14 protein-coding genes are annotated in these 20,381 nt (G+C 55.6%); 12 read left to right on the forward strand and 2 right to left on the reverse strand.

What is annotated here, in order from left to right; translation table 11 throughout:
• Window positions 1–9: 9 nt before the first annotated feature.
• The 7 genes from ycfP (at window position 10) to EA20_RS0115815 (ending at window position 15,655) form a co-directional block, all read left to right on the forward strand.
• Window positions 10–552 (forward strand): alpha/beta hydrolase YcfP, encoded by a 543-nt coding sequence (ycfP, locus tag EA20_RS0115785; RefSeq protein ID WP_024967748.1) that lies wholly within the window; start codon window positions 10–12, stop codon window positions 550–552.
• 221 nt (window positions 553–773) lie between these two features.
• Window positions 774–2,078, forward strand: coding sequence for an NAD(P)/FAD-dependent oxidoreductase (locus tag EA20_RS0115790; RefSeq protein WP_024967749.1), 1,305 nt, complete (start codon window positions 774–776; stop codon window positions 2,076–2,078).
• A 301-nt stretch (window positions 2,079–2,379) separates the two neighbouring features.
• On the forward strand, window positions 2,380–2,919 hold the full coding sequence (locus tag EA20_RS0115795; protein WP_024967750.1) for a glycine zipper 2TM domain-containing protein: 540 nt from the start codon (window positions 2,380–2,382) through the stop codon (window positions 2,917–2,919).
• Between the two features lie 769 nt (window positions 2,920–3,688).
• Window positions 3,689–5,371, forward strand: coding sequence for a ShlB/FhaC/HecB family hemolysin secretion/activation protein (locus tag EA20_RS0115800; protein ID WP_235192672.1), 1,683 nt, complete (start codon window positions 3,689–3,691; stop codon window positions 5,369–5,371).
• Window positions 5,372–5,416: 45 nt separating this feature from the next.
• Window positions 5,417–14,935: a hemagglutinin repeat-containing protein gene (locus EA20_RS20825; protein ID WP_024967752.1), complete on the forward strand. Its 9,519-nt coding sequence runs from the start codon at window positions 5,417–5,419 to the stop codon at window positions 14,933–14,935.
• A 1-nt stretch (window position 14,936) separates the two neighbouring features.
• Window positions 14,937–15,320 (forward strand): hypothetical protein, encoded by a 384-nt coding sequence (locus EA20_RS0115810; RefSeq protein WP_024967753.1) that lies wholly within the window; start codon window positions 14,937–14,939, stop codon window positions 15,318–15,320.
• Between the two features lie 8 nt (window positions 15,321–15,328).
• Entirely contained in the window at window positions 15,329–15,655 is a 327-nt protein-coding gene (locus tag EA20_RS0115815; RefSeq protein ID WP_081772589.1) for a VENN motif pre-toxin domain-containing protein, read from the forward strand.
• A gap of 127 nt (window positions 15,656–15,782) precedes the next feature.
• Here the strand turns inward: EA20_RS0115815 and EA20_RS20835 are convergent, their stop codons facing one another.
• Complete coding sequence (locus tag EA20_RS20835) at window positions 15,783–16,049, reverse strand: hypothetical protein (protein WP_152540244.1); 267 nt, start codon at window positions 16,047–16,049, stop codon at window positions 15,783–15,785.
• 806 nt (window positions 16,050–16,855) lie between these two features.
• Here EA20_RS20835 and EA20_RS0115830 point away from each other — a divergent pair.
• The 4 genes from EA20_RS0115830 (at window position 16,856) to EA20_RS20840 (ending at window position 19,908) form a co-directional block, all read left to right on the forward strand.
• The gene (locus EA20_RS0115830) at window positions 16,856–18,586 is read left to right on the forward strand and encodes a VENN motif pre-toxin domain-containing protein (RefSeq protein WP_235192656.1); all 1,731 of its coding nucleotides are present in this window, start codon (window positions 16,856–16,858) and stop codon (window positions 18,584–18,586) included.
• On the forward strand, window positions 18,570–18,833 hold the full coding sequence (locus tag EA20_RS0115835; RefSeq protein WP_024967757.1) for a hypothetical protein: 264 nt from the start codon (window positions 18,570–18,572) through the stop codon (window positions 18,831–18,833). The genes EA20_RS0115830 and EA20_RS0115835 overlap by 17 nt, the downstream gene beginning before the upstream one ends.
• Window positions 18,834–18,896: 63 nt before the next feature.
• Window positions 18,897–19,595, forward strand: coding sequence for a VENN motif pre-toxin domain-containing protein (locus tag EA20_RS20645; RefSeq protein ID WP_152540245.1), 699 nt, complete (start codon window positions 18,897–18,899; stop codon window positions 19,593–19,595).
• A 61-nt stretch (window positions 19,596–19,656) separates the two neighbouring features.
• The gene (locus tag EA20_RS20840) at window positions 19,657–19,908 is read left to right on the forward strand and encodes a hypothetical protein (protein ID WP_152540246.1); all 252 of its coding nucleotides are present in this window, start codon (window positions 19,657–19,659) and stop codon (window positions 19,906–19,908) included.
• A gap of 52 nt (window positions 19,909–19,960) precedes the next feature.
• Here EA20_RS20840 and EA20_RS21135 read toward each other — a convergent pair whose 3' ends face one another.
• The gene (locus EA20_RS21135; protein ID WP_071995450.1) at window positions 19,961–20,077 is read right to left on the reverse strand and encodes a SymE family type I addiction module toxin; all 117 of its coding nucleotides are present in this window, start codon (window positions 20,075–20,077) and stop codon (window positions 19,961–19,963) included.
• 167 nt (window positions 20,078–20,244) lie between these two features.
• Here EA20_RS21135 and EA20_RS21140 point away from each other — a divergent pair, with 167 nt between their 5' ends.
• Window positions 20,245–20,352 (forward strand): VENN motif pre-toxin domain-containing protein, encoded by a 108-nt coding sequence (locus EA20_RS21140; RefSeq protein ID WP_071995437.1) that lies wholly within the window; start codon window positions 20,245–20,247, stop codon window positions 20,350–20,352.
• Window positions 20,353–20,381 lie beyond the last annotated feature (29 nt).

Consider the following 20,381-nt stretch of genomic DNA (forward strand, 5'->3'; position numbering starts at 1 on the left):
TGACGAGCAATGATCATTTATCTGCACGGCTATGACTCCACCAGCCCGGGCAACCATGAAAAAGTGCTTCAGCTGCAGTTTATCGATCCTGACGTGCGGCTGCTGAGCTACAGCACCCAGCATCCGAAGCATGACATGCGTTTTTTGCTGAACGAAACGGACAAACTTTTGCAGAGCAGTGAAGACGAACGTCCTTTGATTTGCGGCGTGGGGCTGGGCGGCTTCTGGGCGGAGCGGATCGGCTTCCTGAGCGATATCCGCCAGGTGATCTTCAATCCAAACCTGTGGCCGGCAGAAAATATGACTGGCAAAATCAACCGGCCAGAAGAATATGTGGATATTGCGACCAAGTGCGTCAGCAACTTCCGTGAAAAAAACCGCGATCGCTGCCTCGCTATTCTTTCCCGTCAGGATGAGGCGCTGGACGTGCAGCGCTCGGCTGACGCGCTGCACGCCTGTTATGAAATCATCTGGGATGAGGTTCAGACCCATAAATTTAGCAATATCGCCCCACATCTTCAACGCATCAAGGCTTTCAAAAGCCTCGGCTGAGCCGCCCGCGATAAGAGCCCGCAGCGTTGCGGCTGCGGGCCATCACCGCTTTCTTTACGTCCCTTTCCTAAAATTTGATATGAATCAATTTTACCAGGACGGGTGATTTTCCCCGTGCTATTCTGCCTTCAGATAGCGAATTAACATCGCCAACCCCATGTTAATTAAGGATATTATTTTAACTTTTAATTAACTATTGGTTCACATTTTGAGGGGGTCGTTTGACTACACCAATGAAGAAGATTGTTATTGTCGGCGGGGGAGCCGGAGGCCTTGAACTTGCCACCCAGCTGGGCCACAAGCTGGGCCGGAAAAAGAAGGCAGAAATCACCCTGGTCGATCGTAATCACAGCCATTTATGGAAGCCGCTGCTGCATGAAGTGGCCACCGGCTCGCTGGACGAAGGTATCGACGCGCTGAGCTACCTGGCGCATGCGCGCAACCATCACTTTCATTTTCAGCTGGGGACGCTCACCGGGCTGGACCGGGAAAATAAGCGTCTTCATCTCTCGGAAATCCGTAATGAACAGGGTGAGTTGCTGGTGCCTGAACGCGAACTGGCTTACGACACGCTGGTGATGGCGCTGGGCAGCACCTCAAACGACTTCGGTACGCCTGGCGTGAAAGATAACTGCATTTTCCTGGATAACCCGCATCAGGCGCGACGTTTCCATAATGAGATGCTTAACCTGTTCCTTAAGTTCTCCTCAGCCGCAGGCGATCAGGGCAAGGTGAATATCGCCATCGTTGGCGGTGGAGCGACCGGCGTTGAGCTTTCAGCCGAGCTGCATAATGCGGTCAAACAGCTGCACAGCTACGGCTACAAAGGGCTGGATAACCAGGCACTGAACGTCACGCTGGTCGAAGCAGGCGAACGCATCCTGCCTGCGCTGCCGCCGCGTATCTCTGCCGCCGCGCACCAGGAGCTGACTAAGCTGGGCGTTCGCGTACTGACGCAGACCATGGTAACCAGCGCGGACGCCAAAGGGCTTAACACCAAATCAGGCGAGTTTATCGAAGCGGATCTGATGGTCTGGGCTGCCGGCATCAAAGCGCCAGACTTTATGAAGGAGATCGGCGGGCTGGAGACCAACCGTATCAATCAACTGGTCGTGGAACCTACGTTGCAGACTACGCTTGATGCCGATATCTACGCCATTGGCGACTGCGCCTCCTGTGCGCTGCCTTCCGGCGGTTTCGTGCCGCCGCGAGCGCAGTCTGCACACCAGATGGCTTCCCGTGTGCTAAGTAATATTCTGGCGCAGATGAAAGGGCAGCCCCAGAAACCTTATGTTTATAAAGATCACGGTTCGCTGGTGTCGCTGTCGCGCTTCAGTACGGTCGGCAGCCTGATGGGCAATCTGATGCGCGGATCGATGATGGTGGAAGGGCGTATTGCGCGTTTCGTCTATATCTCGCTTTACCGCATGCATCAGGTCGCGCTGCATGGCTATTTCAAAACCGGGCTGATGATGCTGGTGGGCAGCATCAACCGGGTAATCCGCCCAAGGCTGAAACTGCACTAAATCGATTCACCACCAATAGTACCGCGTAAATTTGAGTTAAAAGGCTGACCGGTATCACATTTATGGTCAGCCTTATGCCTTCCTGGCCCCGCACAGTCGTGGCTCGGAAGACTCTTAAAAGCATCCCTGCAAGACCCATCACCCCAATTTTCTCCTGTTATCTTATTGTCACATTTGGTCCTGATGCGCAAAATTCAACACATAAGATACGGCGCATCGCGCACGCCGGATGCACGTTTCTGCTGCAGGAACGCGGCAGTCAATGCAGTAATGCGCGGTAACACTTTCAGGAGGATGTCCTGTGAATAAATCAATGTTGGCAGGTATTGGAATTGGCGTAGCGGCTGCGCTGGGCGTTGCAGCGGTTGCAGGCATGAACGTTTTTGATCGTGGGCCGCAGTATGCGCAGGTGCTTTCGGCCACGCCGATCAAAGAGACCACCCGAAATCCGCGGCAGGAGTGCCGTAACGTAACGCTGACGCATCGCCGCGCCGTGCAGGATGAACACCGTATAGCGGGTTCCGTACTGGGCGCTGTTGCGGGTGGCGTACTGGGTCATCAGTTTGGTGGCGGGCGGGGCAAAGATGTGGCGACCGTCGCCGGTGCGCTTGCAGGCGGTTATGGCGGTAATCAGGTTCAGGGCGCGATGCAGGATCGTGACACTTACACCACTACCGAGCAGCGCTGCAAAACGGTTTACGATAAGCAGGAAAAAACGATGGGTTACGACGTGACCTATAAAATCGGTGACCGGCAGGGCAAAATCCGTATGGATAACGAGCCTGGTACCCGTATCCCGCTGAACAGCGATGGACAGCTAATCCTTAACGACCGGGCGTAAATGCAAAGCCTGCCGCAGGCAGCGGATGGACCGCGTCGCCAGAGTTGATGAACTGAATATGAAATAATCAGCCTCACTTCCCCGTGAGGCTTTTTTTTGCCTGAGACTTGAGTAATAGACTGTTCGCTATCCTCAGCTATCCCAGTCATCCTCCTCTCCTGATTAACAAGACCAACATATTTTACAGTTCGCCCTGTTTTTTCAGCACAACAGCATAAATAACGAAGAATCCGCAGTAAAGAAGGTGAATAATTATTCATTTATTTGCTTTATTTTGCATGGGTAAAGTTTTATTTTCATGGTATCTGTTGACCCGGTGAGATTTAACAGTTGGTAAAATTAATGACCAATAATTTACCTTTAGTTTAGTTATTGTGTTCTTTCATCCAGGGCCATACCGTTAAGATATTCTAATAATCTTTATAAAGGCTTCGTGCAGTTGCGCCCATAAAAGTAAGCATCGACCTCTTTATAAACAAATCCTAAACAAAAGATTAAATAAAGTGATTTTTAATTTTTTGCTTTTCCTCGCTCCTTAAATCCCCTTACAGCCTTACTGAGCAGGTTACGTAAACATGTTACGTATAAAATTAATTTCACAGTCACAGGCAGAATAAATCACATGCTTTGTAAGCACTCTGTAAATTTTTATTAGTTTTTTATTTGAACTTTCTGTTTCCAGGTGCATAATATGCGCATAAAAACAAACTTAAACATTTTGTTACATTGCGCCGCCGGATGAGATATGCAGGGAAAACAAAAGTTATGGATGGTACCGCGTTCCGTTGCGGCGTTCGTTGCGCTCTTTGCCGCAACCGCGCAGGCTGCACCGGGTGATGAACAGCTTAAGCATCAGCAGGAGCAGCAAAATGCCCGTCAGGAACAGCTGATGCCGCCGGTTCCCGATGTCCGCTTATCAGAGGCCGTTCCGGCGCCGTCACCTCTTATCTTCCCTGAAGAGACGCCCTGTTTTGTCATTCATCACGTTACGCTCTCCGGCACGGAGGCGTTACCGCACTGGGTGCCGTTACAGCGGCTTGCCCGCCAGGCAGTGGGCCATTGCCTGGGCGTGAAAGGGATCAATCAGGTGATGAGTACGCTGCAAAACCGGCTGATAAACCATGGCTGGGTGACAACACGGGTGCTGGCACCACCGCAGGACCTGCGTGAAGGCGAGCTGAAGCTGTTGCTCATCCCGGGTAAAATACGCAATGTGGCATTCACCCCTTCCTCTTCGCACTATGCCAGCCTCTATCCAACCCTGCCGGCCCACGGCGGTGAGCTGCTGGATCTGCGTGACATTGAGCAGGGACTGGAAAATATGCAGCGCCTGCCGGGTGTGGAAGCGCATATGGCCTTACGGCCCGGCGACAAACCGGGCGAAAGCGACATCATCATTGAGCGCACTCAGCGGCGCTTCTGGCGGATCGGCGCGTGGCTGGACGATTCCGGCACCGAAAGTACCGGGCGCTACCAGAGCGGCGTCATGCTGGCGCTGGATAATCCAACTTCGTTAAGCGACCTGTTCTATATAACCGCCAGTCGCGATCTCAGGTTCGCCGGCAGGAAAAGCAGCAAAAGCCTGGCCGGACACTATTCAGTGCCGATCGGATACTGGCAGTTTGGCGTCACCGCGAGCGATTACGATTACCATCAGACGGTAGCCGGGTATAGCCAGGATTTTCTCTATGCCGGCAAAAGCCGCTCGCTGGATCTGCAAATCAGCCGGGTTCTGCACCGTAACGCTGCCTCAAAAACCACCGCAACCTACGATGTGCTGGTGAAGGCGTCACGAAATTACATTAATGATACGGAGATCGTCAGCCAGCAGCGACGCACGAGCGCATGGCGGCTGGGGCTGTCGCACCGGCACTTTATCGGCCCGGCCACGCTGGATGCGGGTGTCAGCTATCAACGCGGCACTCGCTGGTTTGGCGCGCTTCCTGCCTGGGAGGAATCCTACGAGGATGAAACCTATGCCACCGCGCTCTCGAAAATTCTGACCTGGCAGGCGGCACTGACGCTACCCTTTGCGCTGGGCAGCCAGCATTTCAGTTACAACACGCAGTTCCGTCGTCAGATGAGCAACACCCCGCTGACCCCGCAGGATGAGTTTGCTATCGGCAACCGCTGGACGGTACGAGGGTTCGACGGCGAGCGAACCCTGAGCGCCAGCGAGGGCTGGACGCTGCAAAATACGCTGGCCTGGCAGACACCGATCCCGGCACAGGAGTTTTACCTGGGTGCCGACTACGGTGAAGTACGCGGCAACAGAGCGACGCAGGGAGGATTACCGGGCAGTCACCTGGCGGGCGGCGTGGCTGGCCTGCGCGGCGCGATCGCTCCCGCTGATATCAGCTATGACTTTTTTGCCGGGACTCCCTTCTCTAAACCAGCAGGCTTTAAAACCGATCCGGTGACGTTCGGCTTCAGCCTGAACTGGAATTACTGACCCTTTTTCACCAGTTATGCTGACTGACAATGGACTGTGCGCATTATGAACAAACTTTGCTATCGCGTTATCTTTAATAAAGTTCGTGGCATGTTGATGGTGGTGCCCGATATCGCCCGTAGCAGCTGTGGCTGCATCTCCCGCCGCCGTCAGCGCAGCGCTTCTGCGGAGGTGCAGGTACGCGTCAGGCCACTCTGCTACGCCTTGTGGCTGGCAGCAGGGATAGTAAGCCTGCCCTCGCAGGCAAATATCGTCGCAGATAAGCAGGCACCCGGCGGTCAGCAGCCCACAGTGATGGCAACGGCCAACGGTCTGCCGCAGGTTAACATTCAGACACCCAACAGCCATGGCGTTTCGCGCAATCAGTACAGCCAATTTGACGTTGACCGGCGCGGGGCGATCCTTAATAACAGCCATAAAAACATCCGGACCGGGCTGGGCGGTATGGTCGCGGCCAACCCCTGGCTGTCAAAGCAGGAAGCGAGCGTCATTCTCAACGAGGTGAAAAGCCGCAATCCCAGCCAGCTGAACGGCTTTATTGAAGTAGCCGGTAAACGCGCGGCGGTGGTCATTGCCAACCCCGCCGGGATCACCTGTAACGGCTGCGGATTTATCAATGCCAGCCGTAATACCCTCACCACCGGCCAGCCGGTGATGGAAAATGGTCAGCTGAAGGGCTTCAGGGTGAATGGGGGCCGCGTCAATATTGAAGGGGAAGGCTTAAATGATACCGGCGCTGACTACACCCAGATTATCGCGCAGTCGGTAACGGTAAATGCCAGGTTGCATGCCGGTGAGCTGAAAGTGGTGACCGGGCGAAATCAGGTCTCGGCGGAAGGGGATGTAACCAAAGCCAACGCAACGGAGAGGGCCAGCAAGCCTGCTTATGCGCTCGACGTGGCGGCACTTGGCGGCATGTATGCCAATAAAATCACCCTGACCGGTACCGAAAAGGGAGTGGGCGTGCGCAACGCCGGTGAGCTGGGGGCTGGCGTGGGCGAACTTCGTCTGAGCCTGGACGGCAGGCTGGAAAACAGCGGCACGCTGCAAAGCCACGGGGCGCTGCGCATCGCCAGCCAGGGGGACCAGAAGAATAGCGGGAAAATTGTCTCGCAGCAGGACGTCGCGCTCACCTCGGAAGGTGCGCTGCACAATAGCGGGACGATCGTCGCTGGCGGAAATAACACGCTGACGGCACGTCATATTGAAAGTACAGGCAAAGGGACGATCGCGGCAGGTGTGGACAACCACAGCGCGCTGACGCAGGCCGGAACGCTGGTAATGACCAGTCAGGGCGAGCTGAAAGCGCAGGGGCAAAACCTGGCCCGCGATGGTATCCAGGCCAGCGGCACCCGGATTGATCTGACCGGGAGTCAGACAGCGGCGGATGCTGTTGCGCTGACCGCCACGCAGGGGGATATCACCACCTCGGACGCCACGGTGGCGGGAAAAACCATCCGTGCGCAGGCCGCCAGCCAGTTGATTAATAAAAAAGGTCAGATCGCCTCCGGCAGCCTGATCCTTAATGCCAAAGCGATTGATAATGAAGGCGGCCTGCTGCGCCAGCAAAACCGCGAGGCGCTGACCCTGAATACCGGATCGCTTCTCAACAACCAGGGAACAATAGTCAACGAAGGGGATACGCACCTTAAGGCCCAGGAGATTGAAAACCGCAATGGACTGATTGCCGGCAATGGTCATGCCCTCACGCTTGACGCAGGGCGGCTGGCTAACCAGCAGGGCGCCGTGCAGCTGGCGGGTGAGGGCACTCTGACGCTGAATGCCGCACAGCTGGATGGTCATCAGGGGACGTTGCTGTCTGCCGGGGCGATGACGCTGAAAGGTGACCGGCTCGATCTCTCCCAGGCGCAGACGCAGGCTCAGACACTGACGCTGGAGGCAGATACGCTGAATCACCAACAGGGATTGCTTAGCCAGCGCGGATCGGGCGACATGAATCTCTCGCTTTCCGGCGCGCTGGATAATCAGAAGGGGCAGATCGTCAGCGGGGGAAACCTCAGCATCGCTTCTGGTCGCCTGGAGAATACCGCAGGGCGGATCCAGTCGGTTCAGGATCTGGCGATCGATACCCACGGGCAGACGCTGACCAATACAGAGAGCGGCAAGGCAGGTATTCTGAGCGGCGGTACACTTTCCCTGACCAGTGGCGTTATCAATAACCGTAGCGGTACTCTCGCCGCAGCGGCAGAGGCACACCTCATCAGCACTGCGCTTACCAATACCGATGGCACGCTGATCTCCGATGGGCCACTGACGCTTGCCAGCGATACCATCGATAACCAGCGGGGCCTGCTACAGTCGGGCGATACCCTCACCCTTGATACCCGTGGTGGCAGGCTGGTGAACACCGACAGCGGCAGCGACGGCGGCATCCTTGCCGGGGGCGATCTTCAATTGCTGACTGGCGAACTCAACAGCGGTAACGGGGCGATCTTTGGACGCAATATCACGGTCAATACGCATCAGCAGGCTTTTGACAACCAGCAGGGACGCCTGGGTGCCCAGGGCACATTGCAGATAGAGAGCGGTACGCTGAATAACCGTGCCGGACAGATTGAATCCGCTCAGGATCTTCAGCTGAATACCCACGACGATTTGCTGGTTAACCGGGATGGTCAGTTGATCGGCGGTGAAACGCTGAGGCTGTACACCGGGGATATTGATAATCAACATGGTCTGCTTACCGGGATGAACGCTGCAGGTATAACTGCCGGGGACGTTAATAATCAGGCGGGAACGCTGAGCGGCGGTAAAGGCGTCCTGACGCTGAAGACGGACGAGTTGCAAAACCGGGGCGGACTGGTGCAGGCGGGAAGCGATCTGACGCTGGATACGCAGGGCCATGCGCTGATCAACAGCGACAGCGGCGACCGGAACGGTATTGTCGCCATGCACAACCTGGATCTGCGCAGCGGCGGGATAACTAACCAGACCGGCTTTATCGCTGCCGGCAATCAGGCCACGCTGATTGCTGGTGAACTCAATAATGTGCAGGGGCAGGTGGCGGGGAACGGCGGCCTGACCTTTACGGGCCGGTCAGTGGATAATAGCGAGGGAAAACTTCAGTCGGCGGGCGATATCGCCATTGACACCGCAGGCCAGACGCTGATTAACCGGCAAGGGGTGATTGCAGGAACGGGGAGTAGCCGCATCGACAGCGGCGCGCTGGACAATCAGCAGGGACAGATTCAGGGAGGAGAAGATCTGACGCTGAATTCTGGACAGAACGCGCTACAGAACCAGAAAGGCAGTCTGCTTTCAGCGGGGACGCTGACGCTGACGGCGGGTCAGCTTGATAACCAGTCCGGAGAGGTGCAGAACGTCGGAACCGGACGGCTGATTCTTGCCCGTGAGCTTGATAACACCGGCGGATTTATCCATGGCGGAGAAGGGCTGGATATTACCGCACCGCGCCTGGTAAACCGCGATACCGGCCTGAGCGGTAAGGGGATTGAGGCCGCCGCGCTGTCGCTACAGTCGGATACGCTGGATAACGGGCAGGGAGCGCTGCGGGCAGCCGACAGTCTGGAAATGACCGTGCGTCAGACCCTGGAAAACCTCAGCGGACTCGTCTCCTCCGCCGGTGCGCTGACCGTCCGGGATGCGGCGCAAGGCCAGGCGCTGGCAATTAATAACCGCCAGGGAACGCTGATTGCTGACAAAGAGGGGCAAATTGGTGCAGCTTCCCTGAGCGGTGACGGGCAGGTGCTTTCCCAGGGTAACCTGGCCATTACCCTCAGCGGCGATTTCCATAATGAGGCAGACGTCAAAGCCAGGGGAACGCTGCGGCTTACGGCGAAAGGTGACGTGACCAACGACGGGACCATCGCCACCCAGCAAGCGCTTTTCCTTACTGCGCAGAACGTCGATAACCGCGAGGCGGGTGAACTCAGCGCGCAGGAGACGCACGTCACCGCTGCGGATACGCTGAATAACAGCGGGCTGATCGATGGCGGGCTGACGCGCCTGGTGGCCGATGTGCTGACTAACACCGGCACGGGACGTATATTTGGCGATCGTATCGCCCTTGCGGCAGCGGTGATCAACAACCTCAGCGACGGAAGTAAAGCGGCAGTGATTGCCGCGCGGGAGCGGCTTGATGCGGCGGCTAATACAATCAATAACCGCGATCACGGCCTGATTTATAGCACAGGCGATCTGTATATCGCCGGTCAGCTGGATGCGAATAGCCAGGCCACAGGGGAGGGCGGCCAGCTTAACAACGATGGCGCCACCATTGAGGCTGGCAAGAATGCCACTATCGCGATGGCGGAAGTCAACAATACCAACCGCCATCTGACGACGCAGACGGTAATCACAGAAAACAAGCAGCATCATGAGGCGGTGCTGAAAGGCCACACTGACCGGTTCGACTGGAAAGACGTGGTGGTTGGTCATAAAAATAAATACAAAGTAAAACGTGCCGACATGCCGGATGGCACCAGCGGCAGAGAATTCTATGAATACAGCTATCAGCGGGTGGTGAAGGAAACGCAGATCAAGGAGAGCGATCCCGGGAAAATCCTGTCGGGGGGAGATCTGATCTTTACGACCAACCGCCTGGCTAACCACGACAGTCAGATTGTGGCGGGAGCTGCGCTGGGCGGTCAGATTGGCGAGCTGGATAACCAGGCCACCAGAGGTACCCGCGTCACCACGGACAGCGGTACCGTAAAACGCTGGTATGCCAAAAAAAAGAAAAGGAAAGGACGCGGAACGAAAACCTCACAGGGCAAGGACACCAGCGACTATCGGCCAGCGCCAGTCACCCAGACGATCGATCTTAAAACGCTCTCATGGCAGGCGAACAGCGATCCCCGGGGGCAGGGCTATCAGACTGGTAACCGGCAGCAGCGGGCTGTAACCTATCAGGCTGATAAAACTGCCGAGATGAAGGGGCAGCTGTTGCAAACCGCTGTTGCGCTGAACACGGCTGGGGGCGGCGACAGCGAAGCGCCGGGAAGTGCTCAGGACCGCCCGCTGGTATTACCGGCCGGACAGCAATTTTCCCTGACGCTGCCCGCCACGGTGGCGGATGGACAAACCATCACGCCGGTGATTCGCGCGGTCTCTCCGGAGACGCGCCTGCCGGATAACAGCCTGTTCACGTTACAGCCCGCCAGCGACAGTCACTATCTGGTGGAAACCGATCCGCGCTTCGTGAACCAGAAGCAGTGGCTGGGCAGCGACTATATGCAGAACGCGCTCTCCTCGGACGGCAGCCAGACCCTGAAACGATTAGGCGATGGCTATTATGAGCAGCGCCTGGTGCGGGATCAGATCACCCAGATGACCGGGAGTCGCTATCTCAGTGGCTATCACAGCGATGAGGATCAGTTCCGGGGGCTGATGAATAACGGCGTGGCCTTCGGTGAAACATATCAGCTTGAGCTGGGCGTGGCGCTGACGCCAGCCCAGATGGCGCTGCTGACCAGCGACATTGTCTGGCTGGTTAATCAGCAGGTAACGCTGCCGGATGGCACCCAGCAGACCGTACTGGTGCCGCAGGTGTATGCGAAGGTCAAAGCAGAGGATTTAACCGGCGACGGCGCGTTGCTCGGTGGCGGTAGCGTGGCAATTACCGCGCAGAAAGATATTACCAACAGCGGCACCATCCACGGGCGTGAAGCGACGCAGCTGACGGCGCAGACGCTGACCAACAGCGGCTACATTGACGGTAATCAGGTCAGCCTCACGGCCCGTCAGGATATCACTAACGCCGGTGGCACCCTGCGTGGCGGCAACAGCGTCTCGCTGCTGGCCGGACGCGATATTACCAGCCAGTCGACGCTGCGCGGCGATGGTCGCGACCGCTGGGTCGACCGTCCTGCGGGGATCTACGTGCAGGGCAGCGACGGCGCGATGACGCTGAGCGCACTGAACAATATCACGCTCAGGGGCAGTGACACCGGTAACGCCGGGGATAACAGCCTCACCCGGATTCAGGCGGGCAGGGATCTGACGCTGGACACCCTCACCACGCAGCACAGTGAGAACGACAGCTGGGGCAGCAACAATTACCGCCGCCTTTCACAGCAGACGGATGTGGGGACGCGGATCACCACCGGCGGCGATCTGCAACTGAGCGCCGGACAGGACATCAAAACCCGCGCGGCCGACGTCACGGCAGGCGGCGCGCTCACCGCCAGCGCCGGGCGCGATATCGCCTTAAGCACCGGCAACAGCCGCACCGACCTGACCGAACACAGCAAACAGACCAGCCGGGGCTTCCTCTCCGCCAGCAGCCTGGAAACCCACGATGAGCTGCATGACCGCCAGGGGATCAGCAGTACCCTTAGCGGCGACAGCGTTATGCTTGAGGCGGGCCGCGATATCGCCGTCACGGGCAGCAACGTGGCGGCCACGCAGGATGTCACCCTGCTGGCCGGACGTGATCTGACCGTGACCACTGCCAGTGAATCCCGGGTGGAAAACCATCAGCGCGAGGAGAAAAAATCGGGCCTGATGGGCACAGGCGGCATCGGCTTCACCGTAGGGAAAATGTCACAGAAAAGCACCACGGACGCCACCGGTGCGCTGAACAGAGGCAGCACAGTGGGCAGCAGCGATGGCAGCGTCACGCTCAGCGCGGACAGGACGCTCAATGTGCACGGCAGTGACGTCATTGCCGGAAAAGACCTCACGCTGGGCGGCAGCGATGTGACCATCAGTGCGGCTGAGAACAGCCACACCTCGCTGACCAAAACCGAACAGAAGCAGAGCGGACTGACGCTGGCGCTCTCCGGTACCGTGGGCGCTGCGCTGAACACGGCAGTCAGCGTGGCGCAGACGGCGCAGGATACCGGCGACGGCCGCCTGAAAGCGTTGCAGAACACCAAAGCGGCGCTGAGCGTCGCCCAGGCGGAGCAGGCGTATGAACTGGATGGCGCGCAGACCGCTGCGGCAACCGCACATAATGATGCGCTGGGCCTGAAGCCGGGCGATGAGGGCTATCAGGAAGGCGCGACCAACACCGTAGGCGTTAACCTCTCTTACGGCAGCCAGTCGTCGAAAAGCGAAACTCGCACGGAGAGCCATCAGGCGCAGGGCAGCTCGCTGGGCGCGGGCGGCAACGTGCAGGTAACCGCCACCGGCGCGCAGCCGGGCAGCCGGGGCGATATCACCGTGCAGGGCAGCCAGCTGCAGGCGGGCGGCGACCTCGGGCTGACGGCGAAAAACGACATCAGCCTGCTTTCAGCGCAGAACATCGAGCGCACCGACAGTAAAAACAGCAGCCAGGGCGGCAGCGTCGGCGTGGGGATCACGGCAGGCTCCGGCGGGTATGGCATCAGCGTGTCGGCAAGCGTGAACGCCGCGAAAGGCCGCGAGAACGGCAACGGCCTGACCCACACCGACACCATGCTGGAAGCGGGCCACGCGCTGAGCCTGAACGCGGGACGCGACACCACGCTGACGGGCGCGCAGGTGCGTGGCGACAGCGTGAAGCTGGCCACCGGCCGCAACCTGACGCTGACCAGCGAGCAGGACAGCGACCGCTACGACAGTAAGCAGCAGAGCGCCAGCGCGGGGGGCAGCTTTGTCTTCGGCAGCGGCGGGTCAGCGAACGTGAGCCTGAGCCAGGATAAGATGCGCAGCAACTGGCAGAGCGTGACAGAGCAGACGGGGCTGTTTGCCGGAAAAGGCGGCTTTGATATCCGCACCGGTGAGCACACGCAGCTGGACGGCGCGGTTATCGCCTCCACCGCGGACAGCAGCCTGAACAGACTGGATACGGGAACCCTGGGCTTCAGTGATATCCATAACCGTGCGGACTATAAGGCGGAGCATCAGGGTGCGGGCTTCAGCACCGGCGGCAGCATCGCGGGCCAGTTTAAGGGCAACGCGGCAAACGCGCTGCTGGCGGGGATGAACAACAGCGGCAGCGCGGACTCCACGACGAAGGCGGCGGTCAGCGACGGCACGATAGTCATCCGTGACCAGACAGGGCAGCAGCAGGATGTGGCCGGGCTGAGCCGGGACGTGGAGAATGCAAATCCGGGCCTGGATAAAATTTTTAACAGAGAGAAGGAGCAGCGCCGCCAGCAGCAGGCACAGCTGATAGCGGAGATAGGGAGCCAGGCGGCAGATATTGCGAGGACGCAGGGCGAGCTGACTGCGATGAAAAAAGCCACGGAGAGCATGAAGGCGGTCACGCCGGCGCAGCGTGCGGCAGCGGAAAAGGAATGGAAAGAGGCCAACCCGGGCCTTGAGCCGGCGAAGATGGATATCACGCAGCAGATGTACCAGACGCTGTATGACCAGGCGCTTAAAGATACAGGACTGGGCACCGGCGGTGCGTGGCAGCAGGGTATCAGCGCGGCGACGGCGGCGGTGCAGGGTCTGGCGGGCGGCAACGTGAAGGCGGCACTGGCAGGCGGTTCAGCGCCATATCTGGCGGAAGTTATACACCATCAGACCATGACCAGGGATGCGAAGGGTAAGGATGTGGTGAACGTTCAGGCCAACCTGATAGCGCATGCGGTACTGGGTGCGGTGGTGGCGCAGGCGTCAGGGAATAACGCGCTGTCGGGTGCGTCCGGCGCGGTGGCGGGCGAATATATCGCGCAGCAGCTCTATCCGGGTGTTGACCGTGCAGACCTGAGCGAGGAGGAGCGTCAGACCATCAGCGCGCTGGGGACGCTGGCGGCGGGGCTGGCGGGCGGCGTGGCCGGAGACAGCACGGGCGGTGCGGTGGCGGGCGCGCAGGCGGGTAAAAATGCGGTTGAGAATAATGCGCTGAGTGCGTTGGTTCAGGGCGGAAAGCTTGCCGCACAAGGCTGTTCTAAGATTGCAGCCTGCCGGAATGCGCTGGTTGAGAAAGGACTGGGGGCGTTGCTGGGCATAGGTGCAGCGAATACCGTGCTGGACAATCTCTCTGTTTCAGAGCAGGAATATGTCTTTAACGTTGCCATGACGGGCAAGGCTGATCTGATAGAGAAGTTAGCGCCAGAGCAGCGTGAAGCTTACGATTATATGGTAGGCCAGGATCAGAAAGGTCTAATCACTATCTTTCCGCAGCCGGACAGGGATCTTACGGGCGGTAAGCTGGTTAATCCGGTACAGGATCAGAATAAAGGAACGACGCTCATCAGCCCGGAGCAATCCGGTCAGCAGGGCGCGACAAATACCGGAAACACAGAAGGAAACACCGTTACAAGTGGGAATACTACGGTATCACCGATCTCTGACGGGCCGAATAAAGATGATTTGGCTTATTTATCAGATAACCATAACAATACCGACAAAACTTTCAGTAAGAATGTTGATCCAAAGACGTTAATTAGCAGACAAGATAAGAATGAAATGTCAGGCTCACAAGTAAAACGTCTTGTGAAAGATATGAAAGAAAACGGATTTGACGCGAATAATCCTGTTGATGCTGCTTTTGTAAACGGAAAAATGATTATCATTGACGGACATCATCGAGCTCAAGCAGCTGCAAAAGCTGGGCTCAAAGACATACCAGTTAGAATACATGAAGTGACTAAAGAGCAAGGTGAGCAGCTTTTGCGAGAAGCGGCTGAAGCAAGGGTGAGGTACTAATATGATTAATCAAATAGAAGTCATTCATTTCATAGAGTTACAGATAACTTTGATGAAGTCATTTTTCATTCATTATCCTTTAGTAAAGGATTTTAAATGGTTACTAGATTTTCCTAGTAAGGGGGTTATTTTGGTTGGCAATGAATCATGGGATTTTAAAAAACATGGGAAAGGGATTAGGTTTTTTAAAAATAACTCAAGCGCAGCAGTAGTGGTTGATATAATAGATAATGTTAACAATGCGAAAATAATTGACGTATGGCGATTGTCACAATATTTTTCGAATCATACTGATGATGAAATAAAAAGCACTTTAGATGAAATGGCTTCATCTGGGTTTTTACAAAAAATATCAGAACGGCAATACGAGTTTATTACGAGTTAAAATAAAGAATTTTAACAAACACCCCGGGCGGTGCGGTGGCGGGCGCGCAGGCCGGGAAGAATGCGGTTGAGAATAACTTCCTCAGCTCGAAAGAAGCCCGCCAGCTTGATAAAGAAATGCAGGACTGCAAAGCATCAGGCGGTGACTGCAATAAGGTCGTGGAAAAGTACATCGATATCAGTAATAAAAACAGTAAGGAGCTTCAGGAAGCCTGTTCCGGCGGTGGGGTGGCCTGTGTGACCTGGCAGGATTATGCAGGGTACTTACAGGGCGGCATTAGGGGCTTGGGCAGGAGGGATGTTCGGAAAGTTAGCACCTTTCCCTGGAGAAGTTAATGACCTATTTGGTGGCTTCGGAGGAGAAATAATAAGTAATAAACTCAAGGATAAAGTTAATGAAAAATAAAAATAAAAAGAAACAGAAGGGGGCAACTTTTACCATTTTCCTGTTGAGTACGATTTATTATGGGTGTTGTTTTTTTGCGTTTATTTTCTTGGTTAATAACGTAATCCTTGAGTTAATTACATCAGGAGAAATTGATTTATCCAAAAGATCTTTAAGCCACCTATCTGTTGTTAGTTTGATTATTGGAATAGCCTCAGGCTCCAGAATATGGATCTTCGCCAAAATAGACGAACGTAAAGCCCGAAAATCTCCCCCATCAGATCCACAATAAACAGGGATCCCGGCCCAATCAGGCTGGGATATTTTTACCTGCCGATCACTCATCAGCCAGCCGGATAATCAGCTGTCCGCATTCCACCACAACCTGAACCGGTTGCCCGGTCCCAACCCCGGCTTCTCTGAAAATCAGCAGAAAACATGAGATTACTGGGGGAGCGCCTCTGCGGCTGTGACTGGTGCATTAGCCCCTGGCCGTGGTGTCTGGCAGAATGTGGGAATAGCGGCAAGTGGCGCAGTGTTTACGGATGGAGCTGATGCCGGTGCTGTTGGTGGGGCGGCATTAGGGGCTTGGGCAGGAGGGATGTTCGGGGAGTATGCACCGGGGATAGTAAATTCATTAACTGGTAAAGAAGTACCTGGATTTATATTTAACGCGACAGGTTCCTTTGGTAGTGAAATTTTAGGTGGATAAGTAAAAGATGCAGTAAATAGCCCACAACCATCTTTAGAAAGAAACAAGGAAGGGGGAGAATGATTGCTTATATTAAGTTGCTTATATATTCATGTGTTTTTTGCATTGTGCTGGGTTTCCTCCTTATAGGTGGGGGGGCATTGTTTATCTATCTAACAAAACGATACTTTTTTTTTCCTGTCTATCATGTGGAAAGGATTTTTGTGTTTGGGTGTATAGCTGGTTTTGCGATTACACTGGCCACAATAGTATTTAATCTAATAGATAAATTTAACGTCCGTAAAAAGCCACCTTCGGCCCCTGACTGAGATTAACAACAATTCCAGCCTTTGCGGCTGGGAGTGTTGTTGAGAATAACTCTCTGGGTGATATTGCGCAGGCGCAGTCTGAAGGCAAGACTCTGGAGCAGAAGGCCGGTGAGCAGGTTGAAGCTGAGATTTTGATATCACTGTGGATAACCACACGCAGCTCAACGGCGCGGTCATCGGTTCCACCGCCACCGCTGGTAACAAACCGGCTGGATACGGGCACGCTGGGCTTCAGCAGTATTGAAAACCGCGCGGACTATAAGGTCGAACACCAGAGCGTGGGCATGAGCAGCGGCGGCCCTATTGGCAGCCAGATGCTCGGCAACCTGGCCAGCACGATGCTGGCGGGCATCAACGGCGGCGGCAGCGCAAGTTCAACAACAAAGTCGGCGGTGAGCGAGGGCATCATTACCGTTCGCAACGGTGAGAAGCAGCAGCAGAGCGTGAACGACCTGAGCCGCGACGTGGCGAACGCCAACCCGGGTCTGGATAAAATCTTCGACAGGGAGAAAGAGCAGCGGCGGGTGGAGACGGTGCAGGCGGTGGTGGACATCGGCCTGCAGGCCAGCGATATCGTGAGGACGCAGGGCCAGATAGCGGCGACGAAGAAGGCCACGGACGCGCTGAATAAGGCCGGTCCGGAAGAGCTCAAAGCAGCACAGAAAGCGTGGCAGAAGGCGAACCCGAACAAAACGCCGACGCAGGGCGATATCGTTCAGCAGCTGTACCAGACATCCTATAACAAAGCGATGCTGGACAGCGGTAAAGGAACGGGCGGGGCGCTCCAGCAGGGCATCAGCGCGGCGACGGCGGCGGCCTCGGCGCTGGCGGGCGGCAACGTGGCGGGAGCCGTTGCGGGCGGTGCGGCGCCGTACCTGGCGGAGCTGATACATAAAGCGACCACCGCCACGGATGCAAACGGCAAAGAGGTGGTGAACGTCGAGGCAAACCTGATAGCGCACGCGGTGCTGGGCGCGGCGGTGGCGCAGGCGTCGGGCGGTTCGGCGCTGGCGGGATCGTCAGGCGGCGCGGCGGGCGAGTATATCGCGCAGCAGCTCTATCCGGGCGTTGACCGTGCAGACCTGAGCGAGGAGCAGCGTCAGACCATCAGCGCGCTGGGGACGCTGGCGGCGGGTCTGGCGGGCGGGCTTGCCGGGGACAGTGCGGGTGCTGCGGTGACGGGCGCGCAGGCCGGGAAGAATGCGGTTGAGAATAATGAATTGTTTAATTTGCCATCAGGATTCAACAGCTACGGTAATGCAGCAGTAACCTTGGGAGAATCAATGATGAATTCAGGAGCTTCAGCAGAAAAGGTCAGTGCAGCACTGAGTAAAAATGCAAAAGGTGACTTGCCAGAAAGTGCGAATATTACAAAAGTTATCGTGAATGGTTATAAGGATGGTGTGCTGATTGCAGGAGCGGCTTACTTAGGCCCTGCTGCAAGTGTCGGAAAAGTCGTGACCGGTGCAACGATAGCTGAAATAGCTAATGGTACTTATCAATGGTTTGATATCAATAGCAAGAAGAATCAGAGCCTGCCTGAATATCAGCGAAAAACATGGGATTACTGGGGAAGTGCTTCTGCAGCTGTTACCGGGGCGCTGGCTCCAGGGCGTGGAATAGGAGCCAACTTAGGGATCTCACTGGGAGGAACTGTGTTTACTGATGGACCTGATGAGGGTGCCTTAACTGGCACAAGCGCTGGATGGGCGTTTGGTACAGCAGTTGGCCTGATTGCACCACCGTTATTTAACCCTGTTTTAGGCTCAGGTTCTGCCCCTGTCGGTGATATTATAGGTGCAGTAGGAGGAGAATTTATTAGTAATGCTACAAAGGATGGGATCAATGAAAAGAAAAAATAAGCCAACTATAATTTTACTATTTTTAAGCATCGTATACATGATTTTCTGCTGTTTAATTTTCTTTTCTTTGGCTATGATAATTATACAACTACTCATTGACCATAAATTGAGTATTGATCAATCAGATATTGAACATGTTTTGGCTGCAAGTATCATTGCGGGAACAGCTGCGGCTCTGAGAGCGTGGATTTTCGCGAAGATAGACGAGAAAAAGGGCCGAAAATCTCCTCCATCTGATCCTCAGTAATTAGCGATCCCGACCACCAAGTTGGGATCTTTTTTACCGCTCTACTTTTTCTGAGCAGCAACGCTGGGCACGCCGGTCGGAGGGTTGGCGGAAGAAGGCGCGGACAGCGCGGTGACGGGGGCGCAGGCCGGGCAGAATGCGGTTGAGAATAATGCGCTATCCGGCCTGGACGGCTTTGGCACCGGCTTCCAAAATAATATTCAGGCTCAGGGATCGCTGGTAAATAATACCAACCTCACAGACGAGGCGGGCAACGTACTTAATCCGGCAACACCAGAAGAAATCAAATATGCCTCTAATAAGCTGGTGACGGGTGATATGCCAGCCGGACAAAATGCGGCAACAGGCTTATTAACGGCGTGGGGAACAGGCATGACTACAGTTTTGGCACCTGTTCTTTTGCCAGCTACAGCAACAGCGGGAAGTGTCATCGGTGCAGGCGCTATCGGTGGTGCGGCTAATGTGTTTAATCAGCTAAATAGTGGGGAACCGTTCAGTACAACTGATGCACTTATCGCTACAGGTATCAGCGGAGTAACTGAGGGTAAAGGATTCAGGTTTACGGAAGTAGCGAGTATTACCGGAGCGTATGTGGGAGCTAGCTTGCAGGGGAAAGATGCCGCAGCGCCGATGATCGGAGCAGGCTTAGGAACCCTTGGGGGCGCAACTATAGGTAAAGGTATAGATAAACTGCAAACCATAATTCCTCAATTTACTATACCTAAAATAACAGGAGCAGTAGCTGAATCTGCTGGTTCTTAATATCTTGGAAGTTCCGCACAGAACCTGGCTGAAAAATTTCAGCAGAAACTGGAGAAAAAGAGTGATGCAAAATAAGAAAATTAAACTCTTAATATTATTGATTTCTTCATGGGTAGTGGGCCTTTTCATTATTCTTGTAGGTGGTCGAATGCTTATATCTCTAGCATCCTATTTTTTATTAGGTGATTTTGATTTTCATCGAAATGACTTAATTAGAGGAGCTGAAATATCAATCGGATGTGGGGTTATTATTGGCATAGGACAATGTCTCATGTCGAAAGAGAAACCGGCCTCACCTCCAGATCCTAAGTGATATACGCAAATCCCGGCTTTATTGCCGGGGTTTTACATTATTGGTTAACCAGTTACCCTTCAGTCGCCAGCCGGGTGAGCAACTGTCCTGGTCCGGTGATCACCTCGATCTTCTGTCCAGTGGTAAAGCCCAGCGCTTCCAGCCAGTGTCCCCTCCAGCCAGGCGGCAGATATTGCGAGGACGCAGGGCGAGCTGACTGCGATGAAGAAAGCCACGGAGAGCATAAGGCGGTCACGCCGGCGCAGCGTGCGGCAGCGGAAAAGGAATGGAAAGAGGCCAACCCGGGCCTTGAGCCGGCGAAGATGGATATCACGCAGCAGGTGTACCAGAGGCTGTATGACCAGGCGCTTAAAGGTCGCGCTGGGTACGGTTGCGGCGGGCCTTGCGGGCGGCCTGACCGGAAACGGCACGGCGGACGCAGTAGCCGGAGCGCAGGCGGGCTAGAACGAAGTCAGTAATAATATGGTCAGTAT

The organism is Pantoea sp. IMH (genome assembly GCF_000599885.1).
Classification (GTDB): domain Bacteria; phylum Pseudomonadota; class Gammaproteobacteria; order Enterobacterales; family Enterobacteriaceae; genus Erwinia.